Here is a 14,409-nt window from a genome sequence, read left to right on the forward strand (position 1 = left end):
GTGGCCGCAACGATAGACCTCCGCCGCACGTTGCGCCATGGCTTATGCGCGCCGCGGAGGCGGTTATGCAAGAGAGGTTGGCAGGCCTGCGATGCCGACATTGCGTCGATGTCATCGCGGCGAGCGCGGGCTGACTGTTTCGCTTCCTAGATTGGCTGGGTCGGCGCCATTTCCGGCGACGGCGAACAACCGATCAGGAGATACCGACCATGCCGCATCGCACGCTTCTTGTTTCTTCCGCTCTTCTCGCAGCCGCGCTGATTCCTTTGGCAGCGTCCGCCGCCGGCGAGTACCACTTCGCGCCTACAGAGGCCGGCGTCACGCGCCACCCCGATCACGCGAGGCAGGACCCGTCGCGCGACAGGGTCGTGGCCGAGCTGGAGACGGCGCAGAAGCAACCCGCATGGAACAGCGTGAGCCGCGGCGCGCCCTGGCCCGCGGCACGCACCGGCCAGCTATCCACGCGCGACGCGGTGGAGGCCGATGCCATCAAGGCGATGCGGGCGGGAGCGATCCCCTCGGGCGAGCGATAGGTGCGCGCCTCTTCACCGGAGATGACAGAAACGTCATCGACGGGTTATCGCCCTCACAGGTCCGCTTCTTAGAGTCGGATCACCAGGCAAACAACCAACGTCACATATCAAGGAGTCACCGAGCAATGAGCAAGCAAGCATCCGCCACCCGCTTCATCGGCACCGCCGCCCTCGCCGCGCTGCTGGGCACCATCGCAGCGCCCAGCTTCGCCGGCAACTACGCCGAGGGCGATCCGCGTCCCGTGCCGCTGGTTTCGTCGACCACGCGCGCTGCCGTGGCCGCCGATGCGATGCAATGGCTGAAGACCGCGCCCACGCAGGGCTACAGCAGCAGCTACGAACAGCAGGCGGTGGCGGTCTCGGCCAACTCCCGCGCCGCAGTGGCGGCCGACACGCAGCTGTGGATCCGCTCGGGCCTGGCGGCCCAGCAGAACAGCGAGGCCGGCGCCGACACGATGAAGCCCGGCTACCGCGAGGCCGCGGCCGAGTACGCACGGCTGCGCGCGAGCCCCGCCTACGGCGCGCTGGTCGACCAGTTCAGGAACCAGCAGGCCGCCGCCCAGCCGCAGACACGGCTTCGCTGACCGAAAGGAACGCGCCGGCCCCCCTTGCGCTGCCTGGGGGCAAGCAAGGGTAGGCCGACGGCAGTTCCTTGGTTCTATCTCCTACGACCTGATGTCATAGGCCGCATCTTTTGCCACGATTCGATGCGCGAGCCGGATAATCCTCCGATGCTCGACCTGGACCGCATTGATCTCCGCCTGCTGAAAATCCTTCAGGAGGACGGCCGCATCACCAACCTCAAGCTGGCCGAAGCGGTGGCGCTCTCGCCCACTGCCGTGCTCGCGCGCGTGCAGCGGCTCACGCGCGACGGCTTCATCCAGGGCTACGAGGCGCGGCTCGATCCGCACAAGCTGGGCCGCGGCTTCACCGTCTTCGTCGAGGTGCTACTCGACCGCACCACCCCCAACGTGTTCGACCAGTTCAAGGCCGCCGTGCAGGTGCGCGACGAGATCATGGAATGCCACATGGTCGCCGGCGGCTTCGACTACCTGCTCAAGACCCGCATGGCCGACATGGCCGCCTACCGCGAGTTCGCCGGCACCGTGCTGTGGCAGTTGCCCGGCGTGCGCGAGACGCGGACCTATGCGGTGATGGAAGAAGTGAAGAACAGCGCGCGGCTGCCGCTGGGGGTCTGAGGCAAGCCCGTCAGGCCGGCTTGGCATAGTTGCGGCCGCCGAAGATCGCCGTGCCCACGCGCACCATCGTGCTGCCGGCGCTGATGGCTGCCTCGAGGTCCGCGCTCATGCCCAGCGACAGGGTATCGAGCGCGATGCCCGCGTCGCGGATCGACTGGTACACCGCATGCGCGCGCAGGCACAGCTCGCGCTGCGCTTCGAAGCCGGTGGCCGGCTCGGGAATCGCCATGAGCCCGCGCAGCCGGAGTTGTGGCAAAGCCGCCACAGCGCGCGCCAGCGCCAGCGCCTCTTCAGGAGGCACGCCGGACTTGTTCGCGCCGCCGTCCACATTAACCTGAAGGCATACATCCAGCGGCGGCAGGTGCGCCGGGCGCTGGGCCGAAAGACGCTCGGCGATCTTCAATCTGTCGATGCTGTGGACCCAGTCGAAGTGCTCGGCCACCGGCCGCGTCTTGTTGCTCTGCAGGGGCCCGATGCAGTGCCATTCGAGGGAGGAACGCAGGTCGGCGAGGGCTTCGATCTTGTCCAGCCCTTCCTGCACGTAGTTCTCGCCGAAGGCCGACTGGCCCGCCGCGTGCGCCTCGCGCACCGCATCCGGTCCGAAGGTCTTGGACACCGCCAGCAGGCGCACGCCGGCCGGGTCGCGGCCGGCCGTTACACATGCCTTCGCGATCCGGTCGTTTACTTGCTGGAGGTCGTCGCCAATCATCGTCATAATCGTCCAAAATCGTATCAAAACGTCACGAAACCCGAGCCGAGGAGCCCCGTGGACATCACCCAACTGCTGGCGTTCAGCGTCAAGAACAAAGCCTCCGACCTGCACCTTTCCGCGGGCCTGCCGCCGATGATCCGCGTCAACGGCGACGTGCGCCGCATCAACGTCGATGCGCTCGACCACAAGGGCGTGCACGCCATGGTGTACGACATCATGAGCGACACGCACCGCAAGCACTATGAAGAGTTCCTGGAGGTCGACTTCTCCTTCGAGATCGACGGCCTCGCGCGCTTCCGCGTGAACGCCTTCAACCAGGCGCGCGGCGCGGCCGCCGTGTTCCGGACCATTCCCTCGAAGATCCTCACGCTCGAGCAGCTCAACGCGCCCAAGATTTTCGGCGAACTGGCGCTCAAGCCACGCGGGCTGGTGCTGGTGACGGGCCCCACGGGTTCGGGCAAGTCGACCACGCTGGCGGCGATGATCAACTACCTCAACGAGAACGAGTACGGCCACATCCTCACGGTGGAAGACCCGATCGAATTCGTGCACGAGTCGAAGAAGTGCCTGATCAACCAGCGCGAGGTCGGGCCGATGACGCTGTCGTTCTCCAACGCCCTGCGCTCCGCCCTGCGCGAAGACCCCGACGCCATCCTGGTGGGCGAGCTGCGCGACCTGGAGACCATCCGCCTGGCGATGACCGCAGCGGAGACGGGCCACCTGGTGTTCGGCACGCTGCACACCTCGTCGGCCGCCAAGACCATCGACCGGATCATCGACGTGTTCCCGGGCGAGGAGAAGGAAATGATCCGCGCCATGCTCTCGGAGTCGCTGCAGGCCGTGATCTCGCAGACGCTGTGCAAGACCAAGGACGGCCAGAGCCGCGTGGCGGCGCACGAGATCATGCTGGGCACCCCGGCCATCCGCAACCTGATCCGCGAGGCGAAGGTGGCGCAGATGTACTCCACCATCCAGACCGGCCAGGGCTCGGGCATGCAGACGCTCGACCAGAACCTGACGGAACTGGTGCGCCGCAATACCATCTCGGCAGCGGAAGCCCGCAGCAAGGCGAAGATTCCCGAGAACTTCCCCGGCTAGCCATGGGGCGCCACGGCTTTTCACTTCGCTGCGCTGCGCGCACCGCCTCCTCCCTTGGGGAAGGCGCGGCCGCCTTGGGAAGGCCCGGCGGTCGGCCGCCAGCAGGTTCTATCTAAACAGATCAAGGAGCGCTCTCATGGAACGCGATCAAGCCAGCCAGTTCATCAACGACCTGCTCAAGCTCATGGTGAGCCGCAACGGCAGCGACCTGTTCATCACGGCCGACTTTCCGCCAGCCATCAAGGTCGACGGCAAGGTCACCAAGGTCTCGCAGCAGGCGCTGGGCGCGCCGCACACGCTGGCGCTGACCCGCTCGATCATGAACGACCGCCAGACGGCCGAGTTCGAGCGCACCAAGGAATGCAACTTCGCGATCTCGCCCACCGGCATCGGCCGCTTCCGCGTGAACGCGTTCGTGCAGCAGGGCAAGGTCGGCATGGTGCTGCGGACCATTCCCGCGAAGCTGCCGACCATCGACGGCCTGGGCATGCCGCAGGTGCTGAAGGACGTGTCGATGACCAAGCGCGGCCTGTGCATCCTGGTGGGCGCCACGGGCTCGGGCAAGTCGACCACGCTGGCGGCCATGATCGACTGGCGCAACGAGAACTCCTTCGGCCACATCGTGACGGTGGAGGACCCGGTCGAGTTCGTGCATCCGCACAAGAACTGCGTGGTGACGCAGCGCGAGGTGGGCATCGACACCGACAGCTGGGAAGCCGCGCTGAAGAACACGCTGCGCCAGGCGCCCGACGTGATCCTGATGGGCGAAATCCGCGACCGCGAGACCATGGAGCACGCGGTGGCCTTCGCCGAGACCGGCCACCTGTGCATGGCCACGCTGCACGCCAACAGCGCCAACCAGGCGCTGGACCGGATCATCAACTTCTTCCCCGAAGAGCGCCGCGCCCAGCTGCTGATGGACCTGTCGCTGAACCTGCGCTCGCTGATCTCGCAGCGCCTGGTGCCGACCGAAGACGGCCTGGGCCGCGTGGCCGCGGTGGAGGTGCTGCTGAACACGCCGTTGATTTCCGACCTGATCTTCAAGGGCGAAGTGGGCGAGATCAAGGAGATCATGCGCAAGAGCCGCAACCTCGGCATGCAGACCTTCGACCAGGCGCTGTTCGACCTGTTCGAGAGCCACTCGATCAGCTTCGAGGACGCCATCCGCAACGCCGACTCGGCCAACGACCTGCGCCTGCAGATCAAGCTCAACAGCCAGCGTGCACGCAGCACCGACCTGGCTGCGGGCACGGAGCACTTCGCGATCGTCTAGGGCTGCGTGCAGTTCACGGCGCCGCCAACCGAGGACGGCGCAGGTAGCCGTAGAGCAAGGCGACCACTTCATCGACGAATTGGGGTCGCTCGAGTACTGCGGGATCGTGCGACGTCGCCTCATGGATGACCGCATGCGCGGCGACCAGCCCGATCCGGATCGCCACGCGCAGATCGGGAACGTGGCGCGCGTACGGCTCCAGAGCCTTTCGCAGTTGCTCGACCCGGTCTTCGTTGTCGATTTCACATCGCACCGACCTCGGCAACTCGTCGGCGATGGCCCGATGCACTGCGGGAGCGATCCGGTGTTCGTCGACCATGGCCTGAACGAGCAACACGAGAGCTTCGCGCAAGGTGCGCTGGGCGGGTAGCTGCACGAGGGCTTGCGCCAACTTGCTCTGGGTCTGGAGGATGTGACGCCGCTGCAGCTCCGCGACGATCGCCTCCTTGTTCGGGAAGTACTGGTAGAGCGAGCTGATGTTCACGCCGGCACGTTCCGCGACCGCGTTCGTGGTCAGTCTCTCCCATCCGAAATTCACCAGAATGTAAGCCGCCGCTTGCGTAATGGCGTCGACGGTCAGATGCGAGCGCTGCTGGCGCGGGAGTTTCCTGGGTTCGGTGGCCTTGCGGGCGGCTCTCATCTCGCGGCTCCGGAATGCAAGTATCGAAAAACAAAGCATGAGCTTACTATTTGCTCATGAAGACGCAAAGCAGTCCGTCGCTCTGGACGGCATTTCTTGAAATCAACCACCGCCGTCGCGCCATCCGCGATTTCGACAGAACCGCGGTCCTGGCCGATGACGAAGTCCGCGAGATCCTCACGGAGGCTGCGCGTGCGCCCTCGAGCGGCAATCTGCAGCCGTACCGCTTCCACTGGGTTCGAGACCCGGACATGAGGGCGCGCCTGGCCGCCGCGTGCAACGGCCAGCGCGCCGCAGCGTCGGCTGCCGCGCTGATCGTCGTCGCCGCCAGCCCGCAGATTGCACTCAGCACGGCTTCACAGCAACTCGCCCACGTCTCGGCCGACAGCGAGTTGCCGGAGCGAGCGAAGGACTACCATCGAAAACAATTGAGGATGTTCCGCCGCGTTCTCGGAACGGGCTCCTGGGCTCCCTGGACACTTCTTACGTCGCTCGCCGCCCTGATTCGACCGACGCTTTCTCTGCTGCCCGTGGGCCACCTGGGGGGACGCGGCTGGGTCGCGCGGAATTCCGCGTACGCAGCACAGACACTCATGCTCGCGGCCGCCGCCAAGGGCATCGATTCATGCCCCATGGAAGGGTTCTCCGCCCCGAAGGTCGTCGATCTTCTCGGTCTTCCCCGGGGGACGGTCATCCCCGTGGTCATCGCGTTGGGATACCGGGCAAGCAACGCCCGCGTCGAACAGCAATGGCGAAGGGCCTCGGCCGAGGCTGTCGTCGAGCACTGAATCCATCGCGGGGACGAACCCCGGGTACGGCGTCGGCGAGATCGTTGTGGCCGCTAGCGCACCAGCGGCGGCGATGGAAATCTAGTCGATCGTCTTCTGCCACGCGGCGAACACCCCCGCCGCCAGCGCAATCACCGCCATCGCGGTGAAGCCGTCCAGCGAGGCCATGAAGGTGGCTTGCTGCTCCAGCGTGCGCCACAGCGTGCCCAGCGCCATCGCGTGGGCCTCGCCCGCCGAATGCCCCGTCGCGGCGAAGCCGTGGGTCAGGGAATCGAGCGCCTGCATGAAGCTCGCGTTCGCGGCATTGGTCGATTCGCTCAGCCGCACCTCGTGAAGCGCCAGCCGGTGCTGCTGGAGCGCGATCACGGTCGAGGTCGCGAACGAGATTGCGAGCTGGCGCACCAGGTTCTTCAGCCGATAGCCGTGCGCGAACTCCTCCGCGGCGAAGGGCCTGAAGGTGAGGTTGGCAACGGGCAGCACGACGAAGAGCATCAGCAACCCGCGCAGCAGCAGCGGCACCAGCAGGGCCTCGCGCCCTGCCTGCGGCGTGATGCGCGAGAGCATCCACGCCGCCAGCGCCGCGATGCCGAAACCGATGACGATGAGCCACTTCTTGCGAGCCAGTCGCGCAGAGTACTTGAGGTAGACGAAGACCAGCAGCCCCGTCGCGAACGAGGCCGCCCCGGTGAAGTAGCCGGTGTTGCCCACGGCGAAGCCGAGCCCGCCCTCCATCATGCGCGGCAGCAGGTAGCTGAAGCCGGTCGAGAGGTAGTAATAGACGACGTAGAGCGCCAGCCCCACGCGGAATGACGCGTTGCGCAATGCATGCAGGCGCACCAGCGGCGCCGGATGCCGCCACTGCTGCCAGCCGAACCAGGCGAGCCCCGCCACGCCGGCGATGGCAAGTCCGACGAGAGCGGGCGAGCCGGCGAAGAGCTCGAAGTGCGAGCGCGTCAGCACCACCTGCAGCGCAGCCTGCGCGAGCGCGAACACCAGGTAGGCGAGGTAGTGCGGCTCGGTTCGCTCGTGCGGCTCGACGTCGCCGATGTCGGGCAGCGTCCACAGCACGAGCAGTCCGATGAGCGCTGCCGCCGGCGCAGTGCTTGCGAACAGCCAGCGCCAGTCGAAGTTGGCGACCAGGAAGGCACCCGCGACGGGCGCCAGCGCGCCGCCGAAGACGATCAGCACCATGAACGCCTTCAGCGCCTTGGCGCGGCGCGCGGCCGGAATGCCGATCTGGATCAGGATGCGGCAGGCGCCCAGCATCGGCCCGACGAAGTAACCCTGCAGGGCACGCGCGAGCGTGAGCTGCATCGAGCTGTCGCACAGCGCCGCGGCCGCGCCGCCGGCAGCGAAGGCGAACATGCACACGGCGAGGTAGCGCCTGTAGCCCAGCCGCTCGATCCACGCATGCTGGTGCAGGATGCCCAGCACGGCGCCCAGCGCGTAGGCGCTGGAGGCCCACACGAGCTCGTCGGGCGACGCATTCACGCCCCCGGCGATGTAGCTGGCGAAGAAGGCGAAGAGCGCGTTGTCGAAATAGTCGATGGCCGTGACGAGGCCGATGGCCCAGGGCAGCAGCGCGACCGCGGCGGTGCTGCCGCGCGAAGGCCACGCCAGGGCCGGGGTGCTCATGACGCGGGCCGCTCCCTGCGGCGCTGCTCGAGCGCCTCTTCGAGCGGCTCGCCCGCAAGGCGGCGCTCCACGTAGTCCAGGTCGCGCTTGAGCTGCGCCTGCAGCGCCGCGGCTTCCTTGAGCTCGCGCCGAACCTGCGCCACGCGCGCATCGAGCGTCGCGAGCTGGCCCGTGAGCGTTTCGCGCAGCGTCTTGAGCGAAGCGTTGGACAGCCGCGGGCGGCCGCCTTCGGCCGGCGCTTCCATCGGCTGCTGCAGCATCGCGGTGATGGCCGTGAGCGAGAAGCCCAGCGATCGCATGCGCAGCACGCGCGCGAGCTTGTCGAGGTCGGCCTGCTCGTAGAGGCGGTAGCCGCCTTCGCTGCGCATCGGCACCACGAGACCCAGCTCCTCGTAGTACTTGAGCGTACGCGGCGTGACGCCGAGCCGCGCCGCGGCATCGCGCACGGTGATGTTGCTGGCGGGGGTCTGGTCGGTCATGATGGGTCGATCCTAGCCAAACCTGTACGTTCACGTACAGGTTGGCCGGGGATCCCACCTCTCGTGGAATGGCTTTAAGCTGTGGCCCCATGAGCAGCATCAACCCCCGCACCTACGAATCCATCCCCGCGCAGACAGTGGCCTTCCTCGGCCTCGGCGTCATGGGCGGCCCGATGGCCGGCCACCTGGCCAAGGCCGGCCACCGCGTCACGGTCTACAACCGCACCGCCGCCAAGGCGCAGGCCTGGGCCGACGAATTCGGCCCGCCCGGCCGCCATGCAGCCACCCCGCGCGAAGCGGCGGACGGCGCCGACATCGTGTTCTGCTGCGTCGGCAACGACGACGACCTGCGCTCGGTGGTCCTGGGCGACGACGGCGCCTTCGCCGGCATGAAGAAGGGCGCTGTACTGGTCGACCACACCACTGCCTCGGCCGACGTGGCGCGTGAACTCTCGAAGGCCGCGCAGGCGCTGGGCCTGCATTTCATCGACGCCCCCGTCTCGGGCGGCCAGGCCGGCGCGCAGAACGGTGCGCTCACCGTGATGTGCGGCGGCGACGCGGCAGTCTTCGAGCGCATCAAGCCGGTGGCCATGGCGTTCTCGCGCGCGGTCACGCTGCTGGGCGAAAGCGGCGCCGGCCAGCTCGCAAAGATGGTGAACCAGATCGCCATCGCGGGCCTGGTGCAGGGCCTGTCGGAAGCCATCGCCTTCGGACAGCGCGCGGGGCTCGACATGGAAGCCGTGCTCGGCGTCATCAGCAAGGGCGCGGCCCAGAGCTGGCAGATGGAGAACCGCGGCAAGACCATGATCGAAGGCAAGTTCGACTACGGCTTCGCGGTCGACTGGATGCGCAAGGACCTGGGCCTGGTGCTCGACGAGGCCAAGCGCAACGGCGCACGCGTGCCGGTGACGGCGCTGGTCGACCAGTTCTATGCCGACGTGCAGCAGGCCGGCGGCCGACGCTGGGACACGTCGAGCCTCATCACGCGGCTGAAGTGACCGCCTGAAGAAAGCAAAAAAGCCCGCGGATGCGGGCTTTTTCATGGGCGGTGGACGGTGCCTCTTTCTCAGCGCACCGGAGAAGTCGTCACCCCGTTCGAGGACGGCGTGGACGACGAGCCCGCCGGGGGCAGCGGGTCCATCGGCGGCAGCGGCACGCGCGAGCCGGACGACGACGGCGCGGACGGCGTGGCCGAGGTGACCGGCGCCGGACCCGTGCCGACGCGCTGCGCCGCGGCCTGGTTCGCGGCCTGGCTGGCGGCCAAGTCGGCCTCGCTCACGACCTCGACCATGCGCACCACCTTGACCACGCCCGAGACGCCGCGCGCGATCTCGGTCGCGCGGTCGGTCTCGCGGCGCGTGGCGATGCCCATCAGGTAGACCACGCCGCGCTCGGTCACCACCTTGAAGGAGTTCGCGAAGATGTCCTTGGCGTCCAGCAGCGAGGCCTTCACCTTGCCGGTGATGTAGAGGTCGTTCGAGCGGTCCTGGAAGGTGCTCGAGGAGCCGACGGTCAGTTCGTTGACCACCGAGCGCACGTTCGCGATGCGGCCCACCTCTTCCTCGACGCGGCGGCGGTCGGCATCGCTGCCGACGGCGCCGGTCAGCAGCACCTGACGGTTGTAGCTGGTGACGCTCACGTACATCTGGTCGTTGGCGATGTCGCGCACGCGGGCCGCGGCGCGCAGCTCGATGCCCTGGTCGTCGAGCTGTGCGCCCGAGCTGCGGCGGTCGGTGGCCACCATGCCCACGCCCACCACGGCCGCGCCGCCCACGACGAGCGGCACGCAGGCGGAAAGGCTCGTGACCAGTGCGGCGCCCAGTGTCAGGGCGAGTGCGAAACGTTGGGTCGATGTCGTCGTCATGGTCTTGAAGGTCATGAGGAAGCTTCCTGTTCTCCGAGTAGCTGGGCGTCCACGCCGTCGCAAAGGCAGTGCAGTGCGATCTGGTGGATCTCGTGGATGCGCGCCGCACGCTCGTGCGGCACGCTGATCTGTACGTCCGTCTCGCGCAGCGCGCGGCCGATGGTGCTGCCTGCACCCGATGCCGCGTTGCCCAGCAGCGCGACGACGGTCATGTCGCGCTCGTGCGCCGCGGCCACTGCCGCGAGCACCGATGCCGACTGGCCGCTGATGCTCAGGGCGAGCAGCACGTCGCCGGCCTGGCCGAGCGCGCGCACCTGGCGGGCGAAGCGGTCGGCATCCGGAGCGTCGGGGCCGTCGGCGGCGGGGTCGGTGGCATCGCCGGGCAGCGCGATGGCGCCGAGCTCGGGCCGCTCGCGTTCGAAGCGGCCCACGAACTGCGCGGCGAACTGGGCCGCCAGCAGGCCGGAGACGCCGGCGCCGCATGCGAGCACCTTGCCGCCGCTGGTCACGCAGGCCAGCAAGGCCTGCATCGCTTGGGAGATGGGTTTGCTGAGTACCGGCCCGGTCTGGTACTTGAGGTCGGCACTGTCGATGAAGTGCTGCTGAATCCGTTGCTCGAGCATGGGGCGGGATGATAACTGGGGGCTGTGAAACAAGACGTTCGAGTGTGGAGCCTGCATTGCGGCTTCAATTCCCCCGGACGGCGCATCAGCCGGCATCGAAGGCCGCCTGCAGCCAGGTGATCCGGTCCTCCACCAGCACCACGTCGAAGCGGCACGGCGGCACGGTGCGCAGCCGGCTCAGGTAGTGCTGCGCGGCGAACACGATGCGCCGCTGCTTCAGCCCCGTGATGCTGCCGCCCGCGCCGCCGTGCGTGCCGCGGCTGCGATGCCGCACCTCCACGAACACCAGCGTGCCCGTGGGAGACGGGCGCGGATCGCGCATGATCAGGTCGATCTCGCCGCCGCCGCGCCCGGGCGTCCGATAATTGCGGGCGAGCAGCACGAGGCCCGCGTCCCGCAGGTGGTCGAGCGCGGCGTCTTCCGCCGCATCGCCCCGATGCTTCGTTGTGGTGTCGGTCTTCATGGCCCTCCCTGGCCGGCTCTCGAGAGTCTTCTTTTTCCTGCTGCCTGTTCGTTCCGACGGAGAAACCCCTTGGCTTCACTCGCTCCCGCTTCTTTCGGCGCAGCCCTCGCGGCCGCTCATGATGCCGCGGGTGCGCAGCATTATCCGCAGGGCACGCTCTACGTCGTCGCCACGCCCATCGGCAACCTGGCCGACATCACGCTGCGCGCCCTGCACGTGCTGCAGCTGGTCGACGCCGTCGCCTGCGAGGACACCCGCCATACGCAGAGCCTGCTGCGCGCCTACGGCATCGACCGGCCCGGCTCGCAGCTGCTGGCGGTGCACCAGCACAACGAGGCCGAGGCGGCACAGGCGGTTGTCGCGCGGCTCGCGCAGGGCGAGCGCATCGCCTACGTCAGCGACGCCGGCACGCCCGGCGTGAGCGACCCCGGCGCACGGCTCGCGGCCGCGGTGCGCGCCGCCGGACAGCGCGTGCTGCCGCTGCCGGGCGCCAGCAGCGTGACCACGCTGGTCGGCGCGGCGGGGCTGGTGGCCGAGGGCGGAAACGACGGCAACGCCAGCAGCGCTTTCGTCTTCGCGGGCTTCCTGCCGAGCAAGGCCGGCGAGCGCGATGCGGCCGTGCAGGTGCTGTCGCAGGAACCGCGCGCGGTCGTGCTGCTGGAGGCCCCGCACCGCATCGAGAACCTCGCACGCGCCCTCGCCACGCTGGGCGAACGCCGCATCACCGTGGGCCGCGAGCTCACCAAGCAGTTCGAGGAAATCGCCACCGTCGCCGCGGGCGCGCTGCCCGACTGGTTCGCCGCCGACCGCGACCGCACGCGCGGCGAGTTCGCACTGGTGCTGCATCCCGTGGCCGTGAGCGGCGACGGCGGGGCCGAAGGCGAGCGCGTGCTGCGCCTGCTGCTGGCGGAGCTGCCCGTGAAGACGGCCGTGAAGCTTGCCGCCGAGATCACCGGCGCCCCGCGCAACACGCTGTACGACACCGCCCTGCGCATCCGCGACGAGGCGGAGCAGCAGGACTAGCCCGCCGGCGGAAGAAGAAACTCTGGCGGCACAGCCGCCGTCAGCCAGACGCCGTTCTCCGCGCAATGGAAGACGCGGCCCAGCGCATGCATGCGGCCCGCATCGACGGTGAGCACATGCGCCTTGCCGTGGCGCTGCCCCACCTGCACGGCAGTGGCTTCGTCGGCGGACAGGTGCACATGCTGCCGCGAGCCAGGCAGCAGGCCTCGGGCGCGGATGGACGCCAGGAAGCGCGTGGCCGTGCCATGGAAAAGAATCGGCGGCGGCTCGACCGGCTCGAAGCTGCGGTTCACCTGCGGCGTGGAATGACCCTGCAGCGCGCGGATGCGCAGCCCGTCGGGCGACAGCTCGTAGCGCTTCTTCGTGCCCGAATCGACCACCTGTGCAACCTCTGCCGCCGTCAGCACCCGCCCTGCGGCCACCGCCCCCGCCACCAACGCATCGATTCCGGCCCAGCCCTGCGCATCGAGCCTCAGTCCGATGGACTCCGGCGCGTGCCGCAATACGTAGGCGATGAACTTGCTGGTGTCTTCGGGCCTCGTCATCGGGTCTTCCAGTGATCTGCGTGCGCCAGCAGCGCGTCCATCACCCGCTGCACGTGCGCGGCCGGCGGCCGGTCGGCCGCGTGGAACACGTGATAGTCGATCGACGGATAGCCCTGCAGCGGAATCGCCACCAGGCCATGGGGAATGTGGCAGCAGGCATTCACGACCGTCAGGCCGAAGCCCAGCTGGGCGAAGCGCAGCATCAGCTCCCAGCCATTGGCTTCGAGCGACGGCTGCAACTGCACCGACTCGGCCTGCAGCAGCCGGCCAAGCAACTCACGGTGTGGTCTTCCTGCCGGCGGCACGATCAGCGACGCGCCCTTGAGGTCGCGCAGGTGCACCGACTTGCGCGCGGCCAGAGGATGCGTGCGCGGCACGACCAGCACCTGCCCCACGGTCGTCAGCCGCATGGCGCTCAGGCCGGCGGGCACGGTGCCGAGCGGCGCGATGCCCAGGTGCGCCTGCCCCGAGCGCACCGCCTGGATGGATTCGTCGCGATCGCGCGTGAGCAGCTGCAGATGAGGTGAGGCACCCGCGCCGGAGAAGCGCGAGAGCGCCTTGCCGAGCAGGTAGAGGTAGGCGCCCTCGCCGGCCGCCAGGGTGACCACCGCCGCGTCATCTCCCTGCGCCAGGCCCTTCACGAAGCGCTGGTTCAACGCGAGCAGCTCCCGCGCGTGCCGCGCGACCTGCTCGCCGGTAGCGGTGAGTTCGAGAGCGCCGCCCACCCGCACATAGAGCTTCGCATCGAGCTGCTCCGAGAGCTTGCGCACCTTGGCGTGCAGCGCCGGCTGGCTGATGTGCAGAAGGCGCGCCGACTCGCTGAAGTTCAGCGTGTCGGCGAACACGGCGAACGACTGCAGCGCGTCGAGATTGGTGCGGGGAATGTCCATCTGGTTGCCTGTCGCTATCCATTTTATGGATAGCGTATCCAGTATCAGTAGTTCCTGATGATGACCTTCGTTCCTACGATCCGCCTGCTCGACGAAAGACTCGACAGCAACAAAACAAGGAAGGAACACGAAATGAAGAACACATCCGCATCGGAGCTCCCCCGTCTCGGCATCGACATCGGCCGCGTGCTCATCGCGGCCGAAGGCACCGACGGCGCGGACACCTCATTCATCGGCGGCTCGCTGCAAGACGCGCTGGACACACCGCCGTACGAAGGCATGTTCGAGGCGGTCGCGCCGCTCGTCGACAGGTTCGAAGGCCGCGTCTGGCTGGTGTCGAAGTGCGGGCCGAGCGTGCAGGCCAAGAGCCGTGCCTGGCTGCAGCATCACCGCTTCTTCGAGCGCACGGGCGTGCCGCCCGCGAACCTGCGCTTCTGCCTTCAGCGCCCGCAGAAGGCCGACCACTGCCGTGAACTGCGCATCACCCACTTCATCGACGACCGCAGCGACGTGCTGCGCCACCTCGAGGGCATCGTGCCGAACCGGTATCTGTTCGGTCCGCAGCGCAAGCCGGTGACGGTGGATGGGCTCGTGCTGCTGCCGGCGTGGAAGGACGCCGCCGCACTCGTCGCTTGACCGATCGG

At 68.2% G+C, this 14,409-nt stretch carries 18 protein-coding genes; 9 read left to right on the forward strand and 9 right to left on the reverse strand.

What is annotated here, in order from left to right; genetic code table 11:
* Nucleotides 1-209 precede the first annotated feature (209 nt).
* From FHY06_RS30630 to FHY06_RS30640, 3 genes are all read left to right on the forward strand, one after another.
* Nucleotides 210-533 carry a DUF4148 domain-containing protein gene (locus FHY06_RS30630; RefSeq protein ID WP_184607312.1) on the forward strand — a complete coding sequence of 108 codons (324 nt, stop codon included), beginning with the start codon at nucleotides 210-212 and terminating at the stop codon, nucleotides 531-533.
* A 125-nt stretch (nucleotides 534-658) separates the two neighbouring features.
* Nucleotides 659-1,117 (forward strand): hypothetical protein, encoded by a 459-nt coding sequence (locus FHY06_RS30635; RefSeq protein ID WP_126185892.1) that lies wholly within the window; start codon nucleotides 659-661, stop codon nucleotides 1,115-1,117.
* A gap of 147 nt (nucleotides 1,118-1,264) precedes the next feature.
* Nucleotides 1,265-1,732, forward strand: a complete 468-nt coding sequence (locus FHY06_RS30640) for an Lrp/AsnC ligand binding domain-containing protein (RefSeq protein WP_019657564.1) — start codon at nucleotides 1,265-1,267, stop codon at nucleotides 1,730-1,732.
* A gap of 10 nt (nucleotides 1,733-1,742) precedes the next feature.
* Here the strand turns inward: FHY06_RS30640 and FHY06_RS30645 are convergent, their stop codons facing one another.
* The gene (locus FHY06_RS30645) at nucleotides 1,743-2,447 is read right to left on the reverse strand and encodes a YggS family pyridoxal phosphate-dependent enzyme (RefSeq protein ID WP_132755224.1); all 705 of its coding nucleotides are present in this window, start codon (nucleotides 2,445-2,447) and stop codon (nucleotides 1,743-1,745) included.
* Between the two features lie 51 nt (nucleotides 2,448-2,498).
* On the opposite strand from FHY06_RS30645, the gene FHY06_RS30650 reads away from it, so the two are divergent.
* Nucleotides 2,499-3,542 carry a type IV pilus twitching motility protein PilT gene (locus FHY06_RS30650; protein WP_019657566.1) on the forward strand — a complete coding sequence of 348 codons (1,044 nt, stop codon included), beginning with the start codon at nucleotides 2,499-2,501 and terminating at the stop codon, nucleotides 3,540-3,542.
* A gap of 136 nt (nucleotides 3,543-3,678) precedes the next feature.
* A complete protein-coding gene (locus FHY06_RS30655; RefSeq protein ID WP_019657567.1) occupies nucleotides 3,679-4,815 on the forward strand; it encodes a PilT/PilU family type 4a pilus ATPase in 1,137 nt (378 codons plus the stop codon).
* A gap of 13 nt (nucleotides 4,816-4,828) precedes the next feature.
* Here the strand turns inward: FHY06_RS30655 and FHY06_RS30660 are convergent, their stop codons facing one another.
* Nucleotides 4,829-5,455, reverse strand: a complete 627-nt coding sequence (locus tag FHY06_RS30660) for a TetR/AcrR family transcriptional regulator (RefSeq protein WP_240650190.1) — start codon at nucleotides 5,453-5,455, stop codon at nucleotides 4,829-4,831.
* A gap of 56 nt (nucleotides 5,456-5,511) precedes the next feature.
* Here FHY06_RS30660 and FHY06_RS30665 point away from each other — a divergent pair, with 56 nt between their 5' ends.
* Entirely contained in the window at nucleotides 5,512-6,243 is a 732-nt protein-coding gene (locus FHY06_RS30665; protein ID WP_184607314.1) for a nitroreductase family protein, read from the forward strand.
* An 81-nt stretch (nucleotides 6,244-6,324) separates the two neighbouring features.
* Here FHY06_RS30665 and FHY06_RS30670 read toward each other — a convergent pair whose 3' ends face one another.
* The gene (locus tag FHY06_RS30670) at nucleotides 6,325-7,878 is read right to left on the reverse strand and encodes an MFS transporter (RefSeq protein WP_184607315.1); all 1,554 of its coding nucleotides are present in this window, start codon (nucleotides 7,876-7,878) and stop codon (nucleotides 6,325-6,327) included.
* Nucleotides 7,875-8,357, reverse strand: a complete 483-nt coding sequence (locus FHY06_RS30675) for a MerR family transcriptional regulator (protein ID WP_184607316.1) — start codon at nucleotides 8,355-8,357, stop codon at nucleotides 7,875-7,877. Before FHY06_RS30675 ends, FHY06_RS30670 begins: the two co-directional genes overlap by 4 nt.
* Before the next feature lie 89 nt (nucleotides 8,358-8,446).
* Here FHY06_RS30675 and FHY06_RS30680 point away from each other — a divergent pair, with 89 nt between their 5' ends.
* On the forward strand, nucleotides 8,447-9,355 hold the full coding sequence (locus tag FHY06_RS30680; RefSeq protein WP_145761592.1) for an NAD(P)-dependent oxidoreductase: 909 nt from the start codon (nucleotides 8,447-8,449) through the stop codon (nucleotides 9,353-9,355).
* Nucleotides 9,356-9,423: 68 nt separating this feature from the next.
* Here the strand turns inward: FHY06_RS30680 and FHY06_RS30685 are convergent, their stop codons facing one another.
* The 3 genes from FHY06_RS30685 to FHY06_RS30695 form a co-directional block, all read right to left on the reverse strand.
* A complete protein-coding gene (locus tag FHY06_RS30685) occupies nucleotides 9,424-10,236 on the reverse strand; it encodes a BON domain-containing protein (protein ID WP_184607317.1) in 813 nt (270 codons plus the stop codon).
* Nucleotides 10,233-10,844 carry an SIS domain-containing protein gene (locus FHY06_RS30690; protein WP_019657574.1) on the reverse strand — a complete coding sequence of 204 codons (612 nt, stop codon included), beginning with the start codon at nucleotides 10,842-10,844 and terminating at the stop codon, nucleotides 10,233-10,235. Before FHY06_RS30690 ends, FHY06_RS30685 begins: the two co-directional genes overlap by 4 nt.
* Before the next feature lie 85 nt (nucleotides 10,845-10,929).
* Nucleotides 10,930-11,307: a YraN family protein gene (locus tag FHY06_RS30695; protein ID WP_126185900.1), complete on the reverse strand. Its 378-nt coding sequence runs from the start codon at nucleotides 11,305-11,307 to the stop codon at nucleotides 10,930-10,932.
* 69 nt (nucleotides 11,308-11,376) lie between these two features.
* Between FHY06_RS30695 and rsmI the strand changes: the two genes are divergently transcribed.
* On the forward strand, nucleotides 11,377-12,330 hold the full coding sequence (gene rsmI / locus FHY06_RS30700) for a 16S rRNA (cytidine(1402)-2'-O)-methyltransferase (RefSeq protein WP_184607318.1): 954 nt from the start codon (nucleotides 11,377-11,379) through the stop codon (nucleotides 12,328-12,330).
* On the opposite strand, the gene FHY06_RS30705 is transcribed toward rsmI, so the two are convergent.
* Nucleotides 12,327-12,875, reverse strand: coding sequence for an RNA 2'-phosphotransferase (locus FHY06_RS30705; protein WP_184607319.1), 549 nt, complete (start codon nucleotides 12,873-12,875; stop codon nucleotides 12,327-12,329). The two genes, rsmI and FHY06_RS30705, sit on opposite strands and share 4 nt — an antisense overlap.
* Nucleotides 12,872-13,765, reverse strand: coding sequence for a LysR family transcriptional regulator (locus tag FHY06_RS30710; RefSeq protein ID WP_184607320.1), 894 nt, complete (start codon nucleotides 13,763-13,765; stop codon nucleotides 12,872-12,874). Before FHY06_RS30710 ends, FHY06_RS30705 begins: the two co-directional genes overlap by 4 nt.
* Before the next feature lie 132 nt (nucleotides 13,766-13,897).
* Here FHY06_RS30710 and FHY06_RS30715 point away from each other — a divergent pair, with 132 nt between their 5' ends.
* Nucleotides 13,898-14,401, forward strand: a complete 504-nt coding sequence (locus FHY06_RS30715) for a hypothetical protein (protein WP_184607321.1) — start codon at nucleotides 13,898-13,900, stop codon at nucleotides 14,399-14,401.
* The last annotated feature ends 8 nt before the right edge of the window (nucleotides 14,402-14,409 follow it).

Origin of the sequence: Variovorax atrisoli (assembly GCF_014195185.1) — a bacterium.
In the GTDB taxonomy this organism is placed as follows: Bacteria; Pseudomonadota; Gammaproteobacteria; order Burkholderiales; family Burkholderiaceae_C; genus Variovorax; species Variovorax atrisoli.

Excerpts from the sequence above, each read along its gene's own strand:
- FHY06_RS30630 (WP_184607312.1), top strand. The coding sequence starts at position 210 with ATGCCGCATCGCACGCTTCTTGTTTCTTCCGCTCTTCTCGCAGCCGCG.
- FHY06_RS30635 (WP_126185892.1), top strand. The coding sequence starts at position 659 with ATGAGCAAGCAAGCATCCGCCACCCGCTTCATCGGCACCGCCGCCCTC.
- FHY06_RS30640 (WP_019657564.1), top strand. The coding sequence starts at position 1,265 with ATGCTCGACCTGGACCGCATTGATCTCCGCCTGCTGAAAATCCTTCAG.
- FHY06_RS30645 (WP_132755224.1), bottom strand. The coding sequence starts at position 2,447 with ATGACGATGATTGGCGACGACCTCCAGCAAGTAAACGACCGGATCGCG.
- FHY06_RS30655 (WP_019657567.1), top strand. The coding sequence starts at position 3,679 with ATGGAACGCGATCAAGCCAGCCAGTTCATCAACGACCTGCTCAAGCTC.
- FHY06_RS30660 (WP_240650190.1), bottom strand. The coding sequence starts at position 5,455 with ATGAGAGCCGCCCGCAAGGCCACCGAACCCAGGAAACTCCCGCGCCAG.
- FHY06_RS30665 (WP_184607314.1), top strand. The coding sequence starts at position 5,512 with ATGAAGACGCAAAGCAGTCCGTCGCTCTGGACGGCATTTCTTGAAATC.
- FHY06_RS30670 (WP_184607315.1), bottom strand. The coding sequence starts at position 7,878 with ATGAGCACCCCGGCCCTGGCGTGGCCTTCGCGCGGCAGCACCGCCGCG.
- FHY06_RS30675 (WP_184607316.1), bottom strand. The coding sequence starts at position 8,357 with ATGACCGACCAGACCCCCGCCAGCAACATCACCGTGCGCGATGCCGCG.
- FHY06_RS30680 (WP_145761592.1), top strand. The coding sequence starts at position 8,447 with ATGAGCAGCATCAACCCCCGCACCTACGAATCCATCCCCGCGCAGACA.
- FHY06_RS30685 (WP_184607317.1), bottom strand. The coding sequence starts at position 10,236 with ATGACCTTCAAGACCATGACGACGACATCGACCCAACGTTTCGCACTC.
- FHY06_RS30690 (WP_019657574.1), bottom strand. The coding sequence starts at position 10,844 with ATGCTCGAGCAACGGATTCAGCAGCACTTCATCGACAGTGCCGACCTC.
- FHY06_RS30695 (WP_126185900.1), bottom strand. The coding sequence starts at position 11,307 with ATGAAGACCGACACCACAACGAAGCATCGGGGCGATGCGGCGGAAGAC.
- FHY06_RS30705 (WP_184607319.1), bottom strand. The coding sequence starts at position 12,875 with ATGACGAGGCCCGAAGACACCAGCAAGTTCATCGCCTACGTATTGCGG.
- FHY06_RS30710 (WP_184607320.1), bottom strand. The coding sequence starts at position 13,765 with ATGGACATTCCCCGCACCAATCTCGACGCGCTGCAGTCGTTCGCCGTG.
- FHY06_RS30715 (WP_184607321.1), top strand. The coding sequence starts at position 13,898 with ATGAAGAACACATCCGCATCGGAGCTCCCCCGTCTCGGCATCGACATC.